Source organism: Paenibacillus hunanensis, assembly GCF_034055775.1.
Lineage (GTDB): Bacteria > Bacillota > Bacilli > Paenibacillales > Paenibacillaceae > Saccharibacillus > Saccharibacillus hunanensis.
The window spans coordinates 733761-756984 of the sequence record NZ_CP139194.1 but is presented as its reverse complement, the minus strand read 5'-3'; the positions used below and the strand labels follow the sequence as shown (position 1 = coordinate 756984).

General features: G+C 47.3%; 19 protein-coding genes. 2 read left to right on the top strand and 17 right to left on the bottom strand.

The features are described from left to right. Positions 1–252: 252 nt before the first annotated feature. Together SK066_RS02970 and SK066_RS02965 are read right to left on the bottom strand one after the other, a co-directional pair. Complete coding sequence (locus SK066_RS02970) at positions 253–1476, bottom strand: ATP-binding response regulator (RefSeq protein WP_320543589.1); 1224 nt, start codon at positions 1474–1476, stop codon at positions 253–255. A 502-nt stretch (positions 1477–1978) separates the two neighbouring features. Then, on the bottom strand, positions 1979–2878 hold the full coding sequence (locus SK066_RS02965; protein ID WP_320543588.1) for a formate/nitrite transporter family protein: 900 nt from the start codon (positions 2876–2878) through the stop codon (positions 1979–1981). A gap of 384 nt (positions 2879–3262) precedes the next feature. Here SK066_RS02965 and SK066_RS02960 point away from each other — a divergent pair, with 384 nt between their 5' ends. Further along, positions 3263–3592 (top strand): hypothetical protein, encoded by a 330-nt coding sequence (locus SK066_RS02960; protein ID WP_320543587.1) that lies wholly within the window; start codon positions 3263–3265, stop codon positions 3590–3592. 310 nt (positions 3593–3902) lie between these two features. On the opposite strand, the gene SK066_RS02955 is transcribed toward SK066_RS02960, so the two are convergent. From SK066_RS02955 to glsA, 5 genes are all read right to left on the bottom strand, one after another. After that, positions 3903–5264, bottom strand: coding sequence for an FAD-dependent oxidoreductase (locus SK066_RS02955; RefSeq protein WP_320543586.1), 1362 nt, complete (start codon positions 5262–5264; stop codon positions 3903–3905). A gap of 834 nt (positions 5265–6098) precedes the next feature. Next, on the bottom strand, positions 6099–6965 hold the full coding sequence (locus tag SK066_RS02950) for an ABC transporter ATP-binding protein (RefSeq protein ID WP_320543585.1): 867 nt from the start codon (positions 6963–6965) through the stop codon (positions 6099–6101). Positions 6966–7187: 222 nt separating this feature from the next. Continuing rightward, positions 7188–8213: a FecCD family ABC transporter permease gene (locus tag SK066_RS02945; protein ID WP_188774213.1), complete on the bottom strand. Its 1026-nt coding sequence runs from the start codon at positions 8211–8213 to the stop codon at positions 7188–7190. Next, a complete protein-coding gene (locus SK066_RS02940) occupies positions 8210–9265 on the bottom strand; it encodes a FecCD family ABC transporter permease (protein ID WP_320543584.1) in 1056 nt (351 codons plus the stop codon). The genes SK066_RS02945 and SK066_RS02940 overlap by 4 nt, the downstream gene beginning before the upstream one ends. A gap of 332 nt (positions 9266–9597) precedes the next feature. After that, positions 9598–10539: a glutaminase A gene (glsA, locus tag SK066_RS02935; protein ID WP_320543583.1), complete on the bottom strand. Its 942-nt coding sequence runs from the start codon at positions 10537–10539 to the stop codon at positions 9598–9600. 428 nt (positions 10540–10967) lie between these two features. Between glsA and SK066_RS02930 the strand changes: the two genes are divergently transcribed. Beyond that, positions 10968–11468: a hypothetical protein gene (locus tag SK066_RS02930; RefSeq protein ID WP_320543582.1), complete on the top strand. Its 501-nt coding sequence runs from the start codon at positions 10968–10970 to the stop codon at positions 11466–11468. Between the two features lie 332 nt (positions 11469–11800). Here the strand turns inward: SK066_RS02930 and SK066_RS02925 are convergent, their stop codons facing one another. The 10 genes from SK066_RS02925 to SK066_RS02880 all read right to left on the bottom strand — a co-directional run bounded on the left by SK066_RS02925 (position 11801) and on the right by SK066_RS02880 (position 23142). Next, entirely contained in the window at positions 11801–12295 is a 495-nt protein-coding gene (locus SK066_RS02925) for a DMT family transporter (RefSeq protein ID WP_320543581.1), read from the bottom strand. A 12-nt stretch (positions 12296–12307) separates the two neighbouring features. Next, entirely contained in the window at positions 12308–12733 is a 426-nt protein-coding gene (locus tag SK066_RS02920; protein ID WP_250344560.1) for a DMT family transporter, read from the bottom strand. Between the two features lie 434 nt (positions 12734–13167). Beyond that, the gene (locus SK066_RS02915; protein ID WP_320543580.1) at positions 13168–14883 is read right to left on the bottom strand and encodes a DEAD/DEAH box helicase; all 1716 of its coding nucleotides are present in this window, start codon (positions 14881–14883) and stop codon (positions 13168–13170) included. A 288-nt stretch (positions 14884–15171) separates the two neighbouring features. Next, the gene (locus SK066_RS02910) at positions 15172–16623 is read right to left on the bottom strand and encodes a SulP family inorganic anion transporter (protein ID WP_320543579.1); all 1452 of its coding nucleotides are present in this window, start codon (positions 16621–16623) and stop codon (positions 15172–15174) included. An 825-nt stretch (positions 16624–17448) separates the two neighbouring features. After that, on the bottom strand, positions 17449–19119 hold the full coding sequence (locus SK066_RS02905; protein ID WP_250344497.1) for an ABC1 kinase family protein: 1671 nt from the start codon (positions 19117–19119) through the stop codon (positions 17449–17451). 1 nt (position 19120) lies between these two features. Beyond that, positions 19121–19450: a phasin family protein gene (locus SK066_RS02900; RefSeq protein ID WP_320543578.1), complete on the bottom strand. Its 330-nt coding sequence runs from the start codon at positions 19448–19450 to the stop codon at positions 19121–19123. Positions 19451–19814: 364 nt separating this feature from the next. Continuing rightward, positions 19815–20477, bottom strand: coding sequence for a ThuA domain-containing protein (locus SK066_RS02895; RefSeq protein ID WP_320543577.1), 663 nt, complete (start codon positions 20475–20477; stop codon positions 19815–19817). 534 nt (positions 20478–21011) lie between these two features. Further along, positions 21012–21344 (bottom strand): hypothetical protein, encoded by a 333-nt coding sequence (locus tag SK066_RS02890; RefSeq protein ID WP_250344495.1) that lies wholly within the window; start codon positions 21342–21344, stop codon positions 21012–21014. 220 nt (positions 21345–21564) lie between these two features. Then, complete coding sequence (locus SK066_RS02885) at positions 21565–21822, bottom strand: hypothetical protein (protein WP_320543576.1); 258 nt, start codon at positions 21820–21822, stop codon at positions 21565–21567. 15 nt (positions 21823–21837) lie between these two features. Then, entirely contained in the window at positions 21838–23142 is a 1305-nt protein-coding gene (locus SK066_RS02880) for an eCIS core domain-containing protein (protein ID WP_320543575.1), read from the bottom strand. Positions 23143–23224: the final 82 nt, after the last annotated feature.

Sequence of the window (23224 nt, the reverse complement as noted above, 5' to 3'; positions counted from 1 at the left end):
CTGTCATATCATGGACCACTCCCGGAATCCGCCATATCACGGTTTCGTTCCCCCGAACCGCGACATGGCGGATTTCATTTTGTCTATTTTCAGCTTAATTCCTGTCGCTATCGTATACATAATTCAATCCATCATATAGATAAACAAATGACCCGCCAGCAGGCAGGTCATTTTTAGTCTATTTTGTACAAATAGCTCATGTGTATATTCGGATCATTCGTGTACGTTAGGATCATAAGATGTCCATATCTTTTAACGATGTCCTTGCTGTAGCGCCAGAATGCTATTGAGCAAATGAATTTTACGGATTGGCTTCGTGATCACCGTCTCGAAGGTATCGCGGAATTCGCCCTCGACCTTTTCACCCAGCGGAGCAAGCAGGAATAGCTGCTGCTTCTGAATCTTCGTCCGCTCGCGTATCCAGCGCTCGCGATCCAGCATATCCAGATCGACCAGCACCAGATCATAATCATGATGATACAGCTCATCAAAGAAACGCTCATCCATATCATCTGCAATCGTTACATGCGCGCCCCATTCCACCAGCATGTCATGAATCAATCCACGACAGATCGCATTGTGCTCCAGCAACAAAATTCGCAAATCATGCAGCACATTGTCCTTAAATGGAATCGATGGTAGATCGGTATACCGTTCAAATTCCAGCGTAATACTAACCGAGGTACCCACACCATCCAGACTTTCCGCTTGAATCGTGCCACCCATCAGCTCAGTGAGCTGCTTACAGATCGCCAGTCCAAGCCCGGTGCCCTGGTGCATATGCTCGCTCTGCTCATGCATTTGCTCATACATTTTGAAAATATCGTTCAGACGCTCCGGTGGAATACCGATGCCTGTATCTTCTACAGATACCTTTACCGTTAATCGGTCGAGATCATCATTCGGCAACATAAATAGCGATACACTAATATCGCCTTTTTCCGTAAATTTGATCGCATTTTGCAGCAGATTCATAATGATCTGACGCACCTTGAGCGCATCGCCGATCACGAATAGCGGAATATCTGAATGTACATTCAAATGCACCTGCACACCTTTTTCAAAGGCGCGTGGTGCCAGCGCATACGTCAAATCCTCCATCGTGTTGATCAGATCAAACGGGTCGCGTGCAAGCTTCATTTTCCCTGCTTCAATCTTGCCAATATCGAGCAAATTGTTCACAAGTGCCATCAGCGATTCACTGCTCGTATGCAGCACATGAAGATAGCCCTGCTGCTCCTCATCCAGACTCGTATTGCGTAGCAGCTCGCTCATGGACAAAATTCCATTCATCGGTGTACGAATCTCATGGCTCAGCATGGCGATGAAGCGCGACTTATTCTCAGCAGACTGCTCCGCCTGCTGGCGTGCCTGCTGTTCGCTGGCAAGCTGCTGCTGAAGCTGCCGTAGCTCCTGCTCCATCTCGTTTTGTTTTTGGATCATTTCATTCCACTTATATTCATTCAACTTTTCCATACTGCACCTCTTGATTCGTTCTGCGACACATCAATCCATTTATTACCCGATCATCATATTTTGAAACGAGACTGAATACTGGGAGGTGGCTGTCTGGTTTCGTCTATTTTACAAGCTATTGCTTCTGCTTCTGCTTCTGCTTCTGCTTCTGCTTCTGCTTCTGCTTCTAAGTGTAGATTTAGATATGATCACATAGCAATGCTTATGATATGTAATCCGTGCTACAACTAGTATTCCCCAATTTAGCTACAAAAAAAGCACCTTGCGCTGAATATTAGTAGATGTGAGTCGTCTAATATCTCAGTAGAAGGTGCTTTGGTATTTAGTATTTAGTATTCAGCATTTGGTACCCAGCATTTAGTGTTCAGTGTTTACTATGTGGTACTCAGTACATTCAACATGTAGATGATACGATTCCAACCTACAGCACCTTCCCTAGTCCTGCACATGCTCCCTTCCATTTATGAAAGAGGAGTTATGGAAGAGGAACTATAGTTTTCGCTCACACATGCGCCTGCTCGCTATGCTGAAGCGGCAGTGCTACAGCAGCGCCTGTTCCTGGCTGTACAGCAGGTTCTGGCTGCGTTGTATGATTCGTGTGATCTGCTGGTGAAGCTGGAGCCGTTCCTGCTCTCATAGGACGAATATACGCTGTAAAATAAGCACAGGCGACGAACAATGCACCACCTGTCAGATTACCAAGCCATACCGGAACAAAGTTCATCGCGTACTGTCCCCATGAATAGTATCCAGCGAAGATCGCAGCCGGGATCAGGAACATATTCGCTACAACGTGCTGGAATCCGATAGCGACGAACGCCATCGTTGGGAACCAGATGCCTAGCACTTTGCCGCTAATATTGTCCGCACTGTAGGATAACCAGACTGCCAGCGCTACAAGCCAGTTACAGCCAATACCGGATATAAACATTTGCAGAAAGCTTCCCTCCAGCTTATGCCCTGCCATCTCGACCGTCTTCGCAAGATAAGGCCCCGTCTCTGTCATTCCAACCACATGTCCAAAGAAATAAGCAACGAATAACGCGCCCAGTAGGTTCGCGATCGTGATCGCAAACAGATTACGTACCACCTCCAGCGTACGAATACGCCCCGCCATGCGCGCCAGCGGCACTGCCATCATATTGCCCGTTAGTAGCTCTCCCCCAGCAACAAGCACGAGAATCAGACCTACCGGGAATAACGAAGCGCCCACAAAATTAGCAAAGCTCCCCCATTCCTCCGGCATACTAGCAATCACCCGAATATCCAGCAAGAAACCAAGCGCAATAAATGCACCTGCCAAAAAACCCAGCACCAGCATCTGCGTCCAGCTAGAGCGCGCCTTGGTCACACCTGTATCAATGGTGTTGAGCGCGATCTGCTGCGGTTTGTAATAAGCCATAATGAAGGTTCTCTCCTTTGAGGAATTCATTGCTGGATGAAGGAGACCTAGACAGAAGCATGCTTGTCTTCGATATCTATCGATACAGCAGGAATTCACTTTATTTTCGCCTGTAATCAGCGGTTATTTGCATATTTCAATTTTAATAGATTGACTTTGTGAAAAAAGTAACAAATATCACGTTGAGAGGGTGAAGGAGGGAATTATTTTAAATATTTGAATTTTCATTTTTAATATTCGGATGTGAAGTGTGGTTATAGCTGTGGGAAAATGAAATTATTATATTTCTAGAAATTAAAGACTAACTTTGCAAAAAATATGATCATTTAATGCTCAACTTCTGATGATAGACATCAAAAATTCGAATAATGGAGGTACTATCCTATGGCTGTTTCAGCAATTATTTTAGATCCACAGAATGAATTTGAACAACTGTTCACGATTCCAGTCGCTGGACAGCGTTCATTCGAAACGTATTGGCTTCCTGCTATTGAATCTATACATACAGAGTGGATTATTAACATTCAATACGGAATTGATCTGACAAAAACAGAGGCTGATTGCTTCATCCATGAGTTAGATGTATTACTAAGCTGGGTGGATGAACATATAAAAGATGATGTACGAGAACAAATGCTATCGAGAATCCATCTTCTACAAACCAATCTACCAAAGGCATTTCAACGCGAAGATGCTATTGTATTTATTGGTTAACTTCCTTTCTGCTCAGCTAATAAAGTATAGTAGGACACATTTCTTTATTTCACCAAAAAAGACACATGAGCTCCAAAAAAATAAAAAGCCTACTTGCATCCAAACCGCAAGTAGGCTTTCGTTTATATCAAACATTCTGAACACATATGTCTATCTTCATCCAGCATGTGTAACGTGGATTCAAGTACAGCAACTTCGTCATCGCAACCTGATCTAGTTCTTTCACTTCTATTTCCTGTACAGCAATTGCCATCTTTAAAACTCCAATTCATCTACCTCAAAACTCATCTACACCCGAACGTTACGTCCCTTACGCGTTCACAGGCTCCTTCACAGCCACTGGAGGCAATGCTTGCAGACCTACGCTATTCAGGTAGTTCCACGGTTTGTTATAGTGCGGCTGGAAGAAGAAGTCGACAAAGGCGAGCTGATCGACGGTCATGCCAGCTTGAATGAATACCGAGATCGTATTGATCGACTGGGTCAGGTCAGCGTGCGACATGATCTGGGCTCCCAGAATGCGGCGGCTTGTTTTCTCGTAGACGACCTTCAAGGTTACTTTCTCATGCGTAGGCATAAACTCTGGACGATAGTTATCCTCGATTGTCGATGCTTCTACATCCAGTCCAGCCAGACGCGCAGCAGTTTCGGTCATACCGGTTGCCGCGATATTGTCTTCGTAGATTTTGATACCGGATGTGCCCTGTGTGCCCATATATTCAGTAGTTGGCTGCACCAGATTGCGTGCGACCAGTGTACCCATACGAACTGCATTCGTTGCGAGTGGGATATAGGCGTGCTGACCTGTTGGGTTGTAGTAGATCGCGCAGCTATCGCCCGCAGCGTATACGTCCTTCTTGCTTGTTTGCATGTATTTATCGACGATGATCGCACCGTTCGGCAGCATGTCGACCTGTCCGGCAAGCAGCTCGGTTTGTGGACGGAAGCCGATGCACAGAATAACCATATCCGCAGTATGCTCACCACGGTCGGTAACAACGGTCGTCACATTGCCATTCTCACCTTCAAAGCGTACAACCTTCTCGTTCAGCGCCAGTTGAATTCCTTGCTCGGTCAATGTTTGCTCGGTACGTGCAGTGAATTCTGGATCGAGATATTTGCTCAAAATGCGATCCTCTGCGTCGATCAGAGTCACCTGTTTACCATTCATCTGGAACGCTTCGACCAGCTCGACACCGATATAGCCTGCGCCGACAACGACGATGTTGCGTGCGGTTTTCGCTTTTTCGATGATCGTATTGGAGTGATTGAAGTTTTTCGACAGGACGATATTGTTTAGCTCGATGCCTTCGAACTTCGGAATGATTGGCCACGATCCAGTCGTTACGATTAATTTGTCAAATGTATCGGTCAGCACTTCACCTGTGTTCAGATTGCGTGCGGTTAATGTTTTGGCATCGGTATCGACGGAGGTCACTTCATGCAGCATTTTGGTCGTTACACCTAGCTCGGCCAGTTGCTGTGGCGACGAATAGAACAGTCCCTGTGCATCCTCGACGACTCCACCTACATACAGTGCAATACCGCAAGATAAGAACGAAATATTATCGTTACGCTCGTAAACGGTAATCTCAGCATCCGGGTACAGCTTAGCGGTGTTGACGATGGCGGCGGTTCCTGCGTGTGTACATCCAATAACAGCTACTTTCATGATTTCTTCCTCCTGTGTGGTTCTATATTTGTGTAAAGCCTGTTATCCATTCCGACATGTGCAGCAGTTCATTGCTCCATCACGCATCGTTGCGGAATGGGCAGACAACTTAGTGAATACATTCACATTCGTAATAATGCGAAACGACTACGGTTGATGCTTGAAGCGACTCGTCTACTTCTGTGAATCGGATCTGGTCTACAGGGTCTACATTTACCTGGAGCCAGTTGATCCCTTCTTACTGCTGCTTCTACTTGAGCATCCTTCAATGCTGTCGTTTGCTACCTTATCGTTCGGCTCATTAGCAAGAACGATTCTGTCTGTATGATTGGCAATGGCTACGTCATCTACATCGAAGCATATGAGGATGATTCTGCTGGATGACGATAAGCGTTACCGATTGGGGTATGGTGGAAACGATTGGTTTGTGAATGTTTTCACCTTATGTGATTATTATATTGTGATTTTTGTCACAATGCAATAGGTTATATGGATGTTCATACTTTGTTCATATTTTCACAACTGTAATATGAGAAAGTGCATAGCCTGAAATGAGGATGCGTGGAATCTGATCTATCCGCCATTAAAATACACCTTTGTTGCTGCTATTGTTCTATATATAGCTCTCACCTCAAACAAAAAACATAGCAAAAGAGCCACAATCGTATCGACTGTGGCTCTTTACATAACGTTGTATTTATATATCGTTCTAATAGAAGCGAAACATACAATAGTAATAAATATTCAGCAATAGACTTCGCCTTGCTACTTGAGTATTGATACTTCCGTATTGATGCTTTTGCAATCAACTGATCCTTGCTGTTCTGCTTGCGATCAGTTACGAACGGCTTGCAGAATCGGTGCTTGCTGGCGAACCTGCTGTACCTTCTGCTCTGCCTGTACGGCTTCATGTGTATGACCTTCGAGCGCATATGGTAGGCACAATGGTACGCCACTACGTGGATCGACGATAATATCTGCTTCGATGCCGAATACATCACGTAGCACATCACATGTCATAACTTCAGTTGGTGAGCCTTCTGCGATTGCTTTGCCCTTCTTGATCGCGATCATATGATGCGCGTAGCGAGACGCATGGTTCAGATCATGTACAACCATGATGATCGTACGACCGGACGTTGCATTCAGCTTCTCTAGCAATTGCAATACTTCCAGCTGATGCGCCATATCCAGATACGTTGTTGGCTCATCCAGGAACAGAATATCTGTATCCTGTGCCAGTGACATGGCAATCCATGCACGCTGGCGCTGACCACCAGATAGTTGATCGATCGGACGATCATGGAAATCGATCATGCCTGTTGCTTCCATCGCCCAGGCGATCTTTTCCTTATCCTCTGCCTTCATCGAGCCAAAGCCCTTCTGATATGGGAAACGACCATACGATACGAGCTCGGTTACGGTCAAGCCTTCCGGTGCGGTTGGCGTTTGCGGTAAAATAGCGAGCTGTTTGGCAACCTCGCGTGTCGATTGCTTGTGAATCGATTTACCGTCCAGCAGCACAGAACCATTTTTCGGCTGCATAATACGTGCCATCGTTTTCAAAATCGTTGATTTACCAGAGCCATTCGCACCCACAAGTGCTGTAATACGTCCCTGTGGAATCTGAATGTTCAGATCCTCTACAATCAAACGATCCTCATAAGCAATATCCAGTTTGGAAGTCATCAAACGCACCATATTTACCCATCCCTTTCAGGCAGCCCATCCGTATCGGTATAGCTGCATATCATAATTAGCGGCGTGATTCGCCAGACTCACCATCATTGTTATTGTTTTGCTTACGACGTGTTTCGAGTTTAGCTTGCGATGTGTAGCATGAATTGTATGAGTTCATTCCGTAGCGTTAGCTACGGTAGTTATTTTCAACGTAAATATCGTTCCATCATGTGTACCAGCCGACTAGGTGCGCGAACGAGCGAGCAGGTACAGGAAGTACGGCCCACCGATGATCGCAACCATAACGCCTGCTGGAATTTCCGAGTTGTCCATCAACGTACGCCCGATCAGATCGGCTACCAGCAACAGTACGCCGCCGATCAATGCACTGACCGGAATCACATGCTCATATCGTGGTCCAACCAGTCGCCGAGCGATATGCGGCCCCAGCAGTCCAACAAAGCCGATGCCTCCACTGACTGCAACACAGGCTGCACTTAGTGCTACCGCAATCACCAGCAGCAGTAGGCGCTGACGATTCAGATACGAACCAAGTCCAGTCGCTGTATCATCTCCAAGGGAGAAGACGTTCATTTGCCTTGCCTTCCATAGTGCCGCGGGTAGCAATACGATGATCCACGGCAGTAAGGCAACGACAAACTTCCAGTTACTTCCCCAGATGCTTCCTGCCTGCCAGGTTGCAATGAAGTTGAATTCATTGGGGTCCAGCTGTAGCGTGAGCACAATCATCAGTGCATTGATCCCGGTTGCCATCGCAATACCGGATAGCACCAAACGTGAGGACGAGATGCCCTTGTTCTTTTTATAAGCCATCAGGTAAATGCCTGCGGCAGCAGCAAAGGCACCGACCAAGGCTAGTACGGGTAGCAGCATCGGGGATGCGGACTCGCGCATCGGATTCGTTACTACGAACAATACGACCGCAAGGCCAGCACCAGAGTTAATACCGAGAATACCGGGATCTGCCAGTGCATTACGCGATACACCTTGCAGGATTGCCCCTGCTACCGCTAAGCCCATACCGACCAGCAGTGCAATCACAATACGCGGCAAGCGGAACTGGAATAGCACCAGCTCGTCGCGAGGTGTTCCGCCGCCAAATAATGTACGTAAGACCTCAAGTGGCGACATTTTCGTAAAGCCTGTATTCATACTGATCAGCAGCACTGCAAAGGCGGTCAATACCAGTATGATCAATGTAATCAGCGTGCGCAGTGTCCGTTTACGGTGAAATACAGCTTCATTCACAGATTATCCCCCACTTTCTTCCGAATGACGTAGAAGAAGTAAGGAACCCCGATCAGGGCAATGAGCGCACTAACCGGCTGCTCATGCGGTGGATTCAGCAATCTGCCAAATGTATCGGCAAAGACGAGCAGCAGCGCACCAAGAATCGCCGATGTCGGAATAATCCATTTATAATCGACACCGACCAGTGCACGCGCCGCATGTGGAACCATCAAGCCAACAAAGCCAATCGCTCCTACTGTAGACACCGAGGCACCTGCCAGCACCATCACGACAAGCACAGCGCCAAGTCGGATAAGCGCGGTACGCTGTCCTAATCCAGCAGCTACATCATCGCCCAGACTGAGAATCGTTATCGATCGAGATAACAATAATGCCCCGATTAGAGCTGCAACAATCCATGGCCATAAAATATCCACCTGATTCCACGTCACACCTGCTACACCACCTGCATACCAGAATGCGAGATCCTGTGAAATGCGGAAGTACAGCGCTATACCTTCCGACAGCGCGACCAGCATCGCAGCTACAGCCGCACCAGCTAATGCCAATCTGACCGGAGTTAGACCTCCACGTGCGAGTGAGCCAATCCCATATACCAGCGCAACACTAATCGCAGCGCCGATAAAGGAAAATAAAATCAGCTGGTTAAAGGCTAGCCCTGGAAAAAAGGCAAAGCACAGCGCGAGCACAAAGCCTGCACCAGCATTGATCCCGAGTAGACCCGGATCAGCCAGCGGATTACGCGTCATCCCTTGCATCAGCGCCCCGGCGACAGCGAACGAAGCACCGACAAGCGCCCCTGCAATTGCACGCGGCAGGCGCAGCTCCCAGATAATCTGATGCAGTTGATTGTTCGCATCAAAATGCGTTAGTGCCTGCCAGACGACATGCAGTGGAATCTCACGACTACCTTTTGCTACTGAAAATGCCAGTCCAAATGCAAGTAAAACCAATCCGCCAATAATAATGAGAAGCGCTGCGTAAGGCCGTGACCAGATTTCTTCTTTGGGTGAGGTCTGTCGACCTTTCACAAACGTCTTGCGAGTCATAACCAAGCCTCTTTCCACATGGGTTGATCAGTCATCCCTATATGAATCTCACAGCGTAGCGCAGTTGAGCCTGTCTTACGCTGATGAATCGAATACTGATCTATACTGCTGTATCGAGAACATTATCTTGATTTACGATATTCATCATAACTTCATATTTGTTGCATATCATTTAAGATACTGATAATCATTATCACTTGTCAACCGTAATCACAAAAAAGCCATCAGAATGTAAGGAATTTGTCCCTACTCTGATGGCTTTGTTTGATAATTTGATGTCATATGCTATTCGGTGCTCTTGAATTGTGATTCAGGCAGCGAGACTACATCGTCTAAAACAGACTCCAGTCAAACTCCTTCGACAGACGCTCCAGTAAATGAACACCGGCGATGCTGTTACCTTTACTATTCAGCGAAGGACCAACGATACCGATTCCATACTGTCCCGGTACAAGTGCCATAATACCGCCGGACACACCACTTTTCGCAGGTAGACCTACATCAATCGCAAATTCACCGGATGCATTATACATACCACAGGTAACCATAAAAGTCTTGGCGATCTGGATATAGCGGCGCGGAATCAGCTTCTCTCCACTCTGCGGATCGACCCCATCAAAGGCAAGCACAAGCGCCATACGCGACAGATCGGAGCAATCCACCTCAATCGAGCAATGGCGGAAATAAACAGACAGCACATCCTCCACCGGGTCTTTTAGCACACCATTTTGCTTGAGAAAATAAGCCAGTGAGCGATTCAGATCACCTGTCTCCAGCTCAGAATGATACACATCCATATTGTAATCAAGTCGATCATTACCAGCGAGCTTACGGAAAAATTGCAAAATCCGCTCCGACTTCTCCTCCGGGCTATCGCCAGCAATGAGCGACGATACGGTAATCGCCCCTGCATTAATTAACGGATTAAATGGAATCCCCGGCTCCACCAGCTCCAGCTTGATCATCGAATTAAAATCATCGCCCGTTGGCTCCTTGCCTACATTATAAAAGACCGCTTCCTCGCCATGATCCATGAGCGCCAGAATCAGCGTGAACACTTTGGAAATGCTCTGCATCGTAAACGGCATACCGCAATCTCCAGCCGATACCGTCTGTCCCTGTGAATCAGCAATATGAATGCCCAGCGTATCACGTGATGCTTTCGCCAGCTCTGGAATATAGGCGGCTACATCGCCTTGACCTGTACGCAGACGGCTCGTTTCCAGCCATTCCGGCAGCTTCTTTTTTAGCTTTTGCATTTGTTCCATACTCATGTATGCACCACTCCTATTTTATCTAGTTTGTTATGCTTGATCTATTTGGTCCTATATGACAAGGCATTACGCTGGAGAGGGAAGTACGGTGAACCTGCTATCTGGACAATGTTGTTCGGAATAGATAGCGTGCTAACTACACATATCGATAACATACATGGATAGCGAGCCATACATCGTAAACCTCACCGCTTCACGTAAAAGACCCTGATCGTATCTGAGCTTACGCTAACGTCATATGCTATTCTTTTGTAGCTATAACTATGTTCTACTATAGCAGAGAAGGCAATTCGGTTGGTATGTCGAATGTATAACTTGAGCGTAAAATGAGCTTTTTGCGTAAAACACGGTATAATGTCCATAACGGCGTACACGCTTCAGGCATTGGTTTTGTACCCGTACTCCATTTAACAGAAAGTGGTGATCCGATGAACGGCAAATTCAGAGCAGCAATCGCGACGGTTCCGATTGAACAGTATGCATTTCAGGGACAGCTCCCCCTCTGTCTGGCTGGTAGCGCAATTCCTGCGCTCGATGCACTCAAGCCGCAGGCGGATGAAGTATGGGGCGACGGGCAACACGAGGTGTTAACCTTCCATTATGCCGGACATGCGGTCAATATGACGTTCCGATGCTTGGATGGTACGTATCTGTTTGATAGTGTGGATGTATGGGCAGATTGCTCCGACTGCGGTGAGATTGGGATTCGCACACCTGAAGGATTATTTCTGCATGCGACTGGCGCTGGCGTGAAGCTGGAGCCGTTTGATCTGACGGATGAACTGGTGTATCTGCTGCCGAATGCGGTCACGATCCATTATCATAAGCATGATGAGCAATGGATGCTGACGAAGATTGGGGGAGCGTTTCTGAATTACGAGAATACGCGTGCCAGTCTACAGACAATTATGAATGGAATCTCAAGCTAAGCTGCTCAGTGCTCAGGTAGATGGCAGCTGGTTCGGATTGCCTTATGGTCAGGGTGTCTGATTCTTTACTTTTATAATGACAGTCTGATGTAATACGATACATGTGATAAAGTATGGGGATGCCATCTTGCTGCTTCCTAGCATGACCACAGGAATGTCAGCCTGTGTAATGGCATCACACTGAGATGATCCGCTTGCTTTCTAAAAATAGCTTTAAATAACTTACAATACGAAAAAGGCAGACGGCTCATATCGACCGTCTGCCTTTTCTTTATATAGTATGATCTGAAGCTATAAGTCTAAAGCATTCTATGCCTGACGCCTGCCGACGATTATTGTCCTAGCGTGTGTGACGTGGAAGGCTTTTTGCTGCGTGCAGCTTTACCAACCCAGCGATCACCGAATTTGTAGACGATAATACCGGCAATAATGACGAGTACGCCGATAATTTTCCCCGGTGTGAGCGGGATCTTCTGCGCAACCAGCCAGCCTGTTGTATCAAATAATAGCGCTGTACTGAGCTGTGCAATAAGCACGATCGATGTAGCAAAAGTCGGACCCAGACGCTTAATCCCCTGCACCAGACAAAAAACCACGCCTACGCCGATCGCACCGCTAATCCAATACCACGGCTTCATATTTTGCAGTGAAAATGTCGCGCTACCCTCAAAGATCAGGCTGGCGATAAATGAAGCAATAAAGCCCATCCCGAGCACCAGTGTTGTGGTCGCCCATGAACCGGCTCTCGCATTCACCTGATTGTTAAAAATCGTCTGCAAGCTGACCAATGCGCCAGCTACAATAGCGAGCAATATGCCCATAACCATATCTCGTTCCTCCTACAGCTTCAAAATCAGTACGCCCGCAATCATCAGCATCACACCGATACATTGTGGCACTGTAACTTTTCGACGCAGTACACCAAACCAGCCTCGACTATCAATCACAAACGTCATACAGAGCTGCGCAATGAGCAGCATCGCAATTGTAAAGGTAACGCCAATATATTGAATCGCCGTCACTTCACTGAAAATAATGACCGAAGCAAAGGCTCCGCCAAACCAGTACAGTGCCGGCACCTGACGCATATCCTTCCAGCTACCATCCCTTACAAACACCAGCACCAGAGCTGCTAAAATAAAGCCGGTGAGCTGGGTAATCGTTGCCGCCTGCCATGTACCGATATCATAGCTGATGCGATTGTTCGCTACGCCTTGCAGTGTAATACAGGCACCGCCCAGCAGTGCGAACAGAATTCCTTTCAGCACTTCGTGTTCCTCCCTTTTCCTATCTGTGTTCCTGTTGTTTCCATTAAAAAGTATATTACCATCCGCGAAAAGGACATATGTCCCATTGGTGGTCAATATGGCGGGCTAGTTCTGTACTTTGAGCTAGCGTCTGTCTCTTTTATCGTTAACAAAAAAGATAGCTTGAGTACCCAGCTACAGCGTCTACATACAATTGGACGATACATCCAAAGCCACACTCCAACCGCACTACAGACAAAAAGGATGCTCCATAGGAGCACCCTTTTCTAGCTATTCTGCGATCTAATCGCTCAATTTACATGATAAGCCTGATACTGGTGTGCCGTCATTTTGTTCTGGCAAGTTACTCATGCTATTGAATCCTACACCATGCTTTTACTTTTACCGAGCAACGGTAGGCTTGCTTTCATCTACAGGCACCCTACAATAGATTAACGACGTCCGCGGCGATTGCCACCATCGGAGCCACCGCGTGTGGAACGGCTGCTGCTCTGGCGACTGCCTGGTCCGTATTCGCGGCTACGTCCATTGCCACTACCATTACCGGATTTGCTTCCGTTTCCTTTGGACGAATCACGACGGAAGTTGCCCTGCTCATCTGTACGGCGAGACATCGCTGTACCGTTACCACCAGAACGCGCTGGCTTGCCGCTGCGCTGATCAGAGCCTGTACGCTGGCTAGAACCTGTACGCGATTGACCGGAGCCTGTACGCTTCGGTGCATCTGCATCGTAGCTGGATACTGCATTTTGCTCGCTTGCACGTGCAGATTTGGCTGGGCGTTTGTTTTTACCTGTACGCTTTGGAGCATCGGAGCCGTATGCTGATGCGCCTCCACGCTCGCCGCCAGCACCACGTGCTGAACGTCTACCGCCGGAGCGACCGCCGCTGCTCTGTGCGCGCTCGGAACGACCGGATTCGCTGCGTTTGCCTCTGCTGCTACCGTTGCTAGTTTTGGAACCTGTACGTGGCTTAGGCGAACGAACATTGGATAACAGCTCGCCAGAATCCTCGGATTGTGCCGACGTATTCGAAATTTCACGCGGCAGATTTTGCCCGGTTTCACGCTCGATCTGCTCTAACTCACGACGATCATGTGGCGTAACGAATGTGATCGCACGACCTTTACCGCCTGCACGACCGGTACGACCGATACGGTGGATATAATATTCAACATCCTGCGGGATATCATAGTTAAATACATGAGTTACACCTTCAACGTCGATACCGCGTGCTGCCACATCGGTAGCAACGAGTAATTGCAGCTTCGCATCACGAAATGCCTTCATGACCTGCTCGCGCTTGTTCTGAGACAGATCACCATGCAGCTCATCCGATGCATAGCCCATTTCCTGTAGCTCTTCATTCAGCTTCGCTGCACGGCGCTTCGTACGGCAGAAAATAACAGCCAGATACGGACGTTCACGTTCAATATATTCGTTTAACGCAGCCAGCTTGCCGCGTGGTGTACATTCTACAACAAGCTGACGGATCAGATTCAGCGGAACGGTTTCTTCTGTACCGACACGAATATCATGCGGCTTACGCATGTATTGAGCCGACAGACGGCGAATCCCATCAGGAATCGTTGCGGAGAACAGCATCGTTTGACGGGAAGGTGACGTTGCCAGAATGATCTGCTCTACTTCCTTCAGGAAGCCCATATGCAGCATCTGATCCGCTTCATCCAGTACGAGCGTACGGATCTTCGTCATATCGAGCGTGCCACGACCCATATGGTCAAGCAGGCGTCCCGGTGTACCTACAACGAGGTGACAGCCGCCTTCTAGCTTACGCAGCTGACGCTCAACGTCCTGACCGCCATAGGCTGCCAGAATGCGTACACCTTCATATGCATCCGCAAGCTTGCGTGCTTCAGTAGCGATCTGTAGTGCCAACTCGCGCGTTGGAGCGACGATCAGTGCCTGTGGAGCACCCGTTACATTCAGGTTTAACTTTTCAAAAATCGGGAGCAAAAACGCCAGCGTCTTACCTGTACCGGTCTTCGCCTGTACGATCGCATCGTCACCCTTTAGCAATACAGGGATCGAGGCTTGCTGCACTTCAGTCGGCTGGGCAATGCCGTTCGCTGCCAGCAGTTCTACCGCAGCAGACGAAATGTCAAAGGAATTAAAGTTGGTTGTCAATGAATTCACCTATTCTCATAAAATTTGGGCAGCCCGTCCGCACATTGCTGTGCAGCCGTACAAGGGTACGACTCAGGCCAGTTGGAGCGCAATCGCTGCTCGTAAAAAGAAGCATCGGTTCATCCCGATGCTTCAGCGTCTATATCGTCAGATACACTATGCTCATTCGAAAATAAAACATGCTATTGCGGTTCCATTTTGCTCGTTATAGCACAATGCCAGAACAAGCGAAGACTGTGCAAATGGCATAATCTCCTAGGGTCAATATAACGTGTATTCGGCTTCCCGTCAATGCCCGGATGAAATCGTTCCATGATTCAGTCGGTCATACAGCTCACGGCTTTCCTCGTTTAGACCGCGAATATGAATCGTTTTGCCAGCTGCGGTATATTTATCACGCAGCTTGCTAATCCCAATCACTGCCGAATGATCCCAGATATGCGAACGAGCAAAATCAATTGTCACCTCATCCGAATCATCCTGTGGCTTGAAATAATCGATAAACTGACTCATCGTTCCGAAAAACATCTGTCCGCGCACCTGATAGACACGATGCTCGCTGGACGAATCCTGTGCTTCTGTAATATGAAGCTGCGACATTTTCCAGCCAAAGCGCAGTGCACTCATGACCACACCAACGCCCACACCAATCGATAGATTGTCTGTCAGCACGACGATCACTACGACCGTTACCATAATCACGGCTTCTGCCAGCGGCACTTTATGAATCGTGCGTAGCGAATTCCAGCTAAATGTTCCGATCGATACCATAATCATGACGCCGACGAGCGCCGCCATCGGCACTTCGCGTACCACTGTACCGAGTACGACAAGCAGCACGAGCAGGAATGCGCCTGCGATAAATGTAGACAGGCGTCCGCGCCCACCTGATTTCACGTTAATGACCGACTGCCCGATCATCGCGCACCCAGCCATACCGCCGAACAGACCGCTCACGATGTTCGCAAGTCCCTGTCCTTTGGCTTCACGGTTTTTATCACTTTTCGTATCGGTCATCTCATCCACAATCGTCGCGGTGAGCAACGATTCCAGCAGACCAACAAATGCGATCGAGATCGAATACGGCAAAATCGTCACGAACAGATCCCAGCCGATCGGCACAACAGGCAAATGGAAAAACGGCAGTTTATTACTCAAATCTCCCATATCGCCTACCGTCTTCACATCCAGATGCAGGAAGAACGTCAGTAGCGACACAATAATAATCGCTACCAGTGGGGCAGGTACTGCCTTTGTAAACAGCGGTAACACATAGATAATAAGAAGCGTCAGACCCACCAGCGCGTACATCAACCAGCTCGCGCCTACAAACTGCGGCAATTGCGCGGAAAAGATAACGATCGCCAGCGCATTCACAAATCCGGTCAAAACCGATTGCGGAATAAATGTAATAAAGCGTCCAATTCGTAGCCAGCCCAGTATAATCTGAAACACACCTGCCAGAATCGTCGCTGCAAACAGATACTCTACGCCATGCTGCGCAACCAATGTGCCGACCAGCACAGCAATCGCACCTGTTGCTGCCGAGATCATCCCTGGACGTCCACCTGCCAATGAGATCACAATCGCGATACAGATCGAAGCGTACAGACCAACCATCGGATCTACTCCTGCAATAATCGAAAACCCGATCGCTTCCGGGATCAGGGCAAGCGCTACCGTTATCCCTGCCAGTACATCAGCACGGATATTACCAAACCATTGTTGTTTATAGGTCATAATCCTCCTCTTTCGGGCATAACGCAGCGATCCGATTGCATAGGTGTAGTTGCCGGACAGGACTGATCGAATGAAGCATTATGCCATGCTTGTTTGCAAAATAAATGGGTGTCCTCTCGCAGGACAACCGGGGCCGTGGATGAACATAGGACTTCATTATACTCAATTTGATTATGTACGGCTAGATGTTTTGTGGATGTAAGCGTTATCGTAAAGGAATTTCTTCTATGGCTGATTTCGATGTTGATGCATCAATCACTTCCGGCAAGGAATAAGGGAACGTCCTCAGGTGGATCGAGAGAATCTACTGATTTAGGAGAGAATGTAGATTCTCCCGATCCAAAGCTGTAAGATATTTTGCTTCGCAAAAATCACTTTTTATTGAACCTCGTGTTAGAAAATCACTAACACTGTAAGTCGTCCTTTTCCCTTATTTCCTTGCCTCCGTTCTGTGCTTGTCGCATCAAGATAGGTGCATTTACAAACAGCTGAATTTTGGGTTTATCATCAAGTTTTTACATCAATACATATTTCTATACTTTAATCGAAAACTATAATTAAAAGTTTATTTCAGAGTAGAATTGCATTACTTTAAAGACAATCAAAACTTTAAGTCTATATTGAGAATATCTCCTCTGTCTATCTTAGAAGTTATGTACGCATACCTTAACCAGGATACAAAAAAGAACGGGCAGGAAGCCCGTCCTTTAATAAAATTATATTATTATCTTTCAACATATATTCCGTATACTGAACGCAATTAATCAGTATTATACATACACTTAGACTGATATCTAACTGATTGAGATATCGGTACACACCAGCTCAAAACCGTCCCGACTTAAAGATCGCAAACAGCAGCCAGAGCACCATCAGCGTTGCGATGCTGAAGCCGATCTCGACGACAGGAAGTCCCCATAGGATGGGACTCTGATCGCGTAGCGATGAGCCGATGATTAAGCCGACCATGATGATGCAGAAGGCGAGCAATACGATACTGAATGCCAGGCGGTTGACGATCTGATCCATTTTGTGGAGTAGCTCGCCCAGCTCGGGGACGTTGACTTCGACCTTTAGCTTGCCTGAGCGGATTACGCGTGACAGCTCCGATGTCTGACGTGGCAGGTCGGTGAGTACCTCGATAGCCTGTAGTGCGCCATCGGTGATGCGTTCGCGCAGACGTTTGGGGCTGTAGCGTTCACCGAGCAGGCGGCGACCGAAGGGCTCTGCCATTTTCACAATGCTCAGATTCGGGTCCAATCTTCCAATCACGCCTTCAAGTGTGATCAGTGCTTTGCCTAGCAGGGCGAGATCGGACGGGATATCGATACGGAACGTACGGATGATGGCGAACATTTCATTGAGTGCTTCGCCCAGATTGATCTGGGAGAAAGGCACTTCATAATATTGATCACGCAGCCGTTCCAGCTCACCGCGCATCGCAGCGATATCGATATCATCCGGCACAAAGCCCAGTCTGAGAATAGCACGTACCATACTGTCGGTATTTTTACGCAGCATGGCGATCACAAAGCTTGCCAGACCATTTTTCGTATCGCTATTCAGCCGACCCATCATCCCAAAATCGAGATACGCTACGCGTCCGTCACGCAGCGCCAACAGATTACCTGGATGTGGATCAGCATGGAAAAAGCCATCGATAAAAATCTGCTGGAGCATCGAATCGACCAGACGCTGTGCTACATCAGGCAATTGCAGCCCCTGCTGCACGATCTCGTCCGGCTTACCCATATGAATCCCATCGACAAACTCCATCGTCAGCACCCGTGCGGAGGTGTAATTCCAGAACGTTTTCGGAATATGGATACGCCGATCATTGGCAAAATTCTGCCCCAATCGCTCCATATTGCGCCCTTCCACGTTATAGTCCAGCTCCGCACGCATCGATTTGGAAAACTCATCAATAATCTCACTAATATTGTACTGCGAAACCCAATCCATATGACGCTTGGCAATACCGATCAGATCCTGCAAAATCTCCAAATCACGCTGTACGATGCGCGCCACACCCGGACGCTGTACCTTGATCGCTACCAGCTCGCCCGAATGCAGCTTGCCCAGATGCACCTGACCGATCGAAGCCGCCGCCACAGGCTCCTCCTGAAAGCTTTCCAGCATATCCTCAATCGACAAGCCTAGCTCCAGCTCGATGATCTGCCGTGCTTCCTCACCGGCAAATGGCGGCACCTGATCCTGTAGCTTCACCAGCTCCTCGATAATATTTTCCGGTAACAGATCCGAGCGCGTACTCGCGAGCTGACCAAGCTTAATAAACGTCGGACCCAGCTCCTCCAGTACGAGCCGGATTCGCTCGCCTACTGTACGAATGCCGTGCACATCTCGACGTGCGAGCTTGAGCGGGATTGACAGCATGCGGTTCAAACCCATTTCTTCGACCATATAACCAAAGCCATGACGCATCAGCGCCATGGCGATTTCTCTATACCTCCCGGCATGCCGGATATGAAGAGACATCTCAGGCTAGTGGCGGCTGCGGCTGATCTTGTTCCTTTTCAGCCAGTCGCTGTTCCAGAACTGTAATCCGTTGCTGCAATTGGTCGATGGTCGCTCGTGTCGGCACATCCAGCTCGGTCAGGGCCTTTTGCACTTGTTGACGAACCCAATCTTTAATCTGGCCTTGCTCCTCTGCACCACGATCCATCAGACGATCCACCAGTGCACGGGATTCAGATGGAGCCAGTTCACCGCGCTTCACCATATCGTTGACTGCTTTTTCCACCTTTTCCTTACTCACTACCGTTACGCCAAGTCCAAGAGACAATGCTTTTTTGAACAAATCGCTCATTTCCGTTCCTCCTGACATCATTTGAGTACAGTCATGTGTTTCGTCTACTTCCATTTTGCATATTGGCATACTCCGATCCATCTTATTGCAATATGATCGGTTCATGCCAATATGACCATGCGTCATCTATCTGTTCTTAGTATAACGGTTCTCCGTCCATATGCCTAATCCTGCCTGCATGCCAGCTTTCATTTGAATAAAGCATCAATTACCCGTTATTAAGTGCGGTGAAGCGAGCGTACAACCTCATAGGAGATACGCTCGACAGAATCGATCATCGTTGCACACCTATACCTTTGACAGGAATGGGATAGCAACATGCTTGCGTCTGCTGTTGGTACCATTCGTATATCATTCCTTCTCTTTACTCCCCTGCTGCCCAGATCATGCTTTGTGCGATCAGACGAAGCAGCTCCGGTTGTTCAAAAGAAGGCGCATGATGACCCGGCATCACATACACCGTACGTCCCAGCGCATATTCCGAGCACCACGCCGCAGGCCACATTTCGTCATCCATCACATATTCCATCAAAATCGTTCGCTCTGCGCCGGGTAATAGAGTGAACTCATAGGGCTCCTCCTCCATCACAAAACTGGATATGCCTTGCATGATTGGATGTACATGAGAGGATACGTGCATCTCGAGTGCGCGGTAATCGGTATGTCCGCGGTACTGTGCTCCCATCAGTTGCTTTAACTCGTAGCGTGTTTCCTGTAATGAGACGCCGCAATGAAGGATCAGCAAGCCGCCTCCATTAGCAACATATGTAATAATACCGGCGGCGTGTCTTGAACTGATCTTCTTGTTGAATGCGTCGGTGTACACGATGCACAGATCATAGGCCTCCAGGCGCTCCATTTCAAACATGTCGTAATCTTCACTCACATGCAGCTCCCAGTCCTCTGGCATGAGCTTATCAATATGACCCTGAATCTGGTCTAGCGGATGGTACGGTGCGTCATCTCCGTAATCTCCAATCAACAATGCCTGCTTAATATGTGGTTTGGAATTGGAGGTTGTACTCATATATCATCGATTCTCCTTTCTGAATTGGGAAAGTTAGCTTACTTCACTTGCATAGGAAAGGCGCGCTGGTAGCGTTTATCTGACTTCAACTCTGACTCAGCACGATTTTGGTTTTTGCATTTTCAAAGAAAGATAGATAGCCTGATCAGCATGCAAAATAACGCAGGCTTGCTGAGGATGATCCTTTGCTCTACAGGCTTCATTATGTCCTTACCCGTATTTCAGTTTTATTTGACATATAATTCAAATTTTATATGTTCGGGCGGAGAGATAGAGATAGGCTACGAAGCAAGCTAGCAAGCATTGGGTAGTCGACACTTGGGTATGGGCGTCGTTGATTGGAGGTTTATTGACGTTCATTCTATGTTTGTTGCTGCTGTGCTGGTACTGGTCGTTCTCTGCTTTTGTTTATATGTTTCTGGATGCTGTCCATCTACAGGAATACTAATTATGTAGCGATCAGGCTTTATAAAATTAAAACAGCATAATTGCTTTCGTTGCCCTGAAAGCATCATGCTGTTCATCGTGCGGATGTTAACTGCTTTTTTTGACTGCCTTTTTACGGGTGCTCTTCTTCGCCTGAGCTTGCTCTTCTGCGAGACGAACTGCTTCTTCTTCAGCTTCGCGCTTTTCAATCACCTGTTGCTCAGCTTGCTGTTTGAGCTTCGCTTCGTATGCTTTGTTTAGTGTATCCTGAATATCCGCTTTGCTTATTTTCAAATGGCTACTGAACACATCTGGAAAAACGAAGCTTTTGCGGCCTACATTTTGATCAAACATGACGGTAATACGCTCGTTGTCATTTTCCACTACTTGTCCTACACCAAATGTTTCGTGAATGACCTGTTCGTTAGTTAAGTTCATCATTTGACCTCCTGTGGCTGTTAGCGCCGATTGGGCGTATAAACCATCGTATTGTCGGTTCTAGTATGTCTTTGTCCACTAACAAAAAATGCAGTAAACCCTGTTAAAGATCAGAATTGATGTTAACGAGTCCACTGCATTTTCTTAAAGTTTGTATGTTAAGTATAGCATAGAATGGGGATTGACTATAATAATAAGATTTATTTGATGATTACTTTAATATTCATAACCAACTAATTTCATGTTTTTCGTATAGTTCTAATGCAGCTTGCATTGCATCTTCTAATGAATCATGAACAGTATCGCCAAGTACATTATATTTTTCATCACATGCAAATAAATAGCATTCCTCTTTATTTTCGTAATGACATATAGCTAAAATAGTTATTTCTTTTTCAATACCATCTTGCCATTCAACATATCCAAAATTATCTATTGGGGTGTATTTTATCACTTTCGCTCCATCAATTTCTTTGATCATAGAAAATCACTCCTTTTATTTTTTATTTTTTTTTGTTGGATTAATTTTTACCGATTGATCTGGTTTGATAAATTCCCCATCTTTACTCCATGTCTCTAAATGATAATGCTGATTGTTTGGCGATTTAGTTTCATGGTCACCCATCCGCCACGAACGTACTGTACCATCATGTTGTCTGACAAAAATTCGATCATGGTCCTCCTTAAGAGTAAATGGATTTATAGAGGTTTGTTCTCCTGGCCCAAGAAATTTCTCAACATAATCCATTGCCTTATTTTCATTAACATTAAGATGTATATGTTTCTTTTTCGAGTAATCTTTAGCTGCACCCGCTGAATTTGAATATGTTCTAAAGCTATTAGTATATAAGCTACGTATAAAAGGACTTACATACTTCAAAAATTTATTTAATTGTATAACTCCCGTTTTTCCATTTAACTTTGCTTGAATTATTTTACCACCTTTTTGCTTATACTTGCTTGCAGCCAAATCTACCTGCCGCTGCGTCACCCCTTCACTCAGTGCACGCGCCCCCATATCCGTCGCTTCCTGCTCCAACCCCGCATCATCATTAATTGACACGCCACTTTCCAGCTGCATTGTCGGCTGTACACGTCCCTGACGTTGTTGTACTACATGCCAGGCTTCATGCGGCAAATGCTGATCCTGACCTGGGGCGAGATGAATATCGCTTCCCTGTGCGTACGCATGAGCATTCACTTTATCCGGCTCGCGTGAATTGTAATGCACACGCACATCGGACATATCCATCCCGGACATGCTCTCGATCCCACTCTTGAGCGCATCAGGCATGCCCGTCTGATTCAAGGCTGCTGCGCTACCATGTGATTCAGCAGATGAAGGAGCGGCTTCAACGGCTCGCTGCACAGGCATATCATCCGATGTTGTTCCTTCCTCCACTTCCTGAGCTTGCAACAATGCTTCCAGCTCGTCTGCTTCTGGCGCATCTTCAGCTTCCATCCGTTGTACAGGTATTGCACCGGACGGCGCTTCTGCTGCTCCCTCCATTTCCTGCGACTGCATCATCGCTTTCAGCTCGTCCATTTCGCCAGCTTCCTCTTCAGCGGCACATTGGATTAACGCATTGGCCTGTTGCTCTGCGCGTACTCGCTGCATTGTACCTCTATTTCCGAATACCTTTTGCAGTGCCATTAACTGAGCAGTTCCTGTCCCACTGGCAAACATTTCTTTATCCGGGCTAAACGATTCTGTCTGCGGTGATCGTATGGCTTCTTCTCGTTGGACAGGCACATGTTGGGGTGAAGCATTGTTCTTCCGGGGTGGTTCGGATTGATACATACGACTTCCTCCTATTCCTCTGTGTGAACTGTATCGACTTGTGCTTCATCCATATCCACTTGCACCTGCTCCACAGCATCCA

What these genes read in the sequence shown, in the direction of transcription:
- SK066_RS02925 (WP_320543581.1), bottom strand. Translation starts at nt 12,295, where the DNA reads ATGGTTATGGGCATATTGCTCGCTATTGTAGCTGGCGCATTGGTCAGC.
- SK066_RS02880 (WP_320543575.1), bottom strand. Translation starts at nt 23,142, where the DNA reads ATGTATCAATCCGAACCACCCCGGAAGAACAATGCTTCACCCCAACAT.
- SK066_RS02890 (WP_250344495.1), bottom strand. Translation starts at nt 21,344, where the DNA reads ATGATGAACTTAACTAACGAACAGGTCATTCACGAAACATTTGGTGTA.
- SK066_RS02950 (WP_320543585.1), bottom strand. Translation starts at nt 6,965, where the DNA reads ATGGTGCGTTTGATGACTTCCAAACTGGATATTGCTTATGAGGATCGT.
- glsA (WP_320543583.1), bottom strand. Translation starts at nt 10,539, where the DNA reads ATGAGTATGGAACAAATGCAAAAGCTAAAAAAGAAGCTGCCGGAATGG.
- SK066_RS02900 (WP_320543578.1), bottom strand. Translation starts at nt 19,450, where the DNA reads ATGAGCGATTTGTTCAAAAAAGCATTGTCTCTTGGACTTGGCGTAACG.
- SK066_RS02930 (WP_320543582.1), top strand. Translation starts at nt 10,968, where the DNA reads ATGAACGGCAAATTCAGAGCAGCAATCGCGACGGTTCCGATTGAACAG.
- SK066_RS02885 (WP_320543576.1), bottom strand. Translation starts at nt 21,822, where the DNA reads ATGATCAAAGAAATTGATGGAGCGAAAGTGATAAAATACACCCCAATA.
- SK066_RS02940 (WP_320543584.1), bottom strand. Translation starts at nt 9,265, where the DNA reads ATGACTCGCAAGACGTTTGTGAAAGGTCGACAGACCTCACCCAAAGAA.
- SK066_RS02965 (WP_320543588.1), bottom strand. Translation starts at nt 2,878, where the DNA reads ATGGCTTATTACAAACCGCAGCAGATCGCGCTCAACACCATTGATACA.
- SK066_RS02960 (WP_320543587.1), top strand. Translation starts at nt 3,263, where the DNA reads ATGGCTGTTTCAGCAATTATTTTAGATCCACAGAATGAATTTGAACAA.
- SK066_RS02970 (WP_320543589.1), bottom strand. Translation starts at nt 1,476, where the DNA reads ATGGAAAAGTTGAATGAATATAAGTGGAATGAAATGATCCAAAAACAA.
- SK066_RS02895 (WP_320543577.1), bottom strand. Translation starts at nt 20,477, where the DNA reads ATGAGTACAACCTCCAATTCCAAACCACATATTAAGCAGGCATTGTTG.
- SK066_RS02910 (WP_320543579.1), bottom strand. Translation starts at nt 16,623, where the DNA reads ATGACCTATAAACAACAATGGTTTGGTAATATCCGTGCTGATGTACTG.
- SK066_RS02905 (WP_250344497.1), bottom strand. Translation starts at nt 19,119, where the DNA reads ATGTCTCTTCATATCCGGCATGCCGGGAGGTATAGAGAAATCGCCATG.
- SK066_RS02955 (WP_320543586.1), bottom strand. Translation starts at nt 5,264, where the DNA reads ATGAAAGTAGCTGTTATTGGATGTACACACGCAGGAACCGCCGCCATC.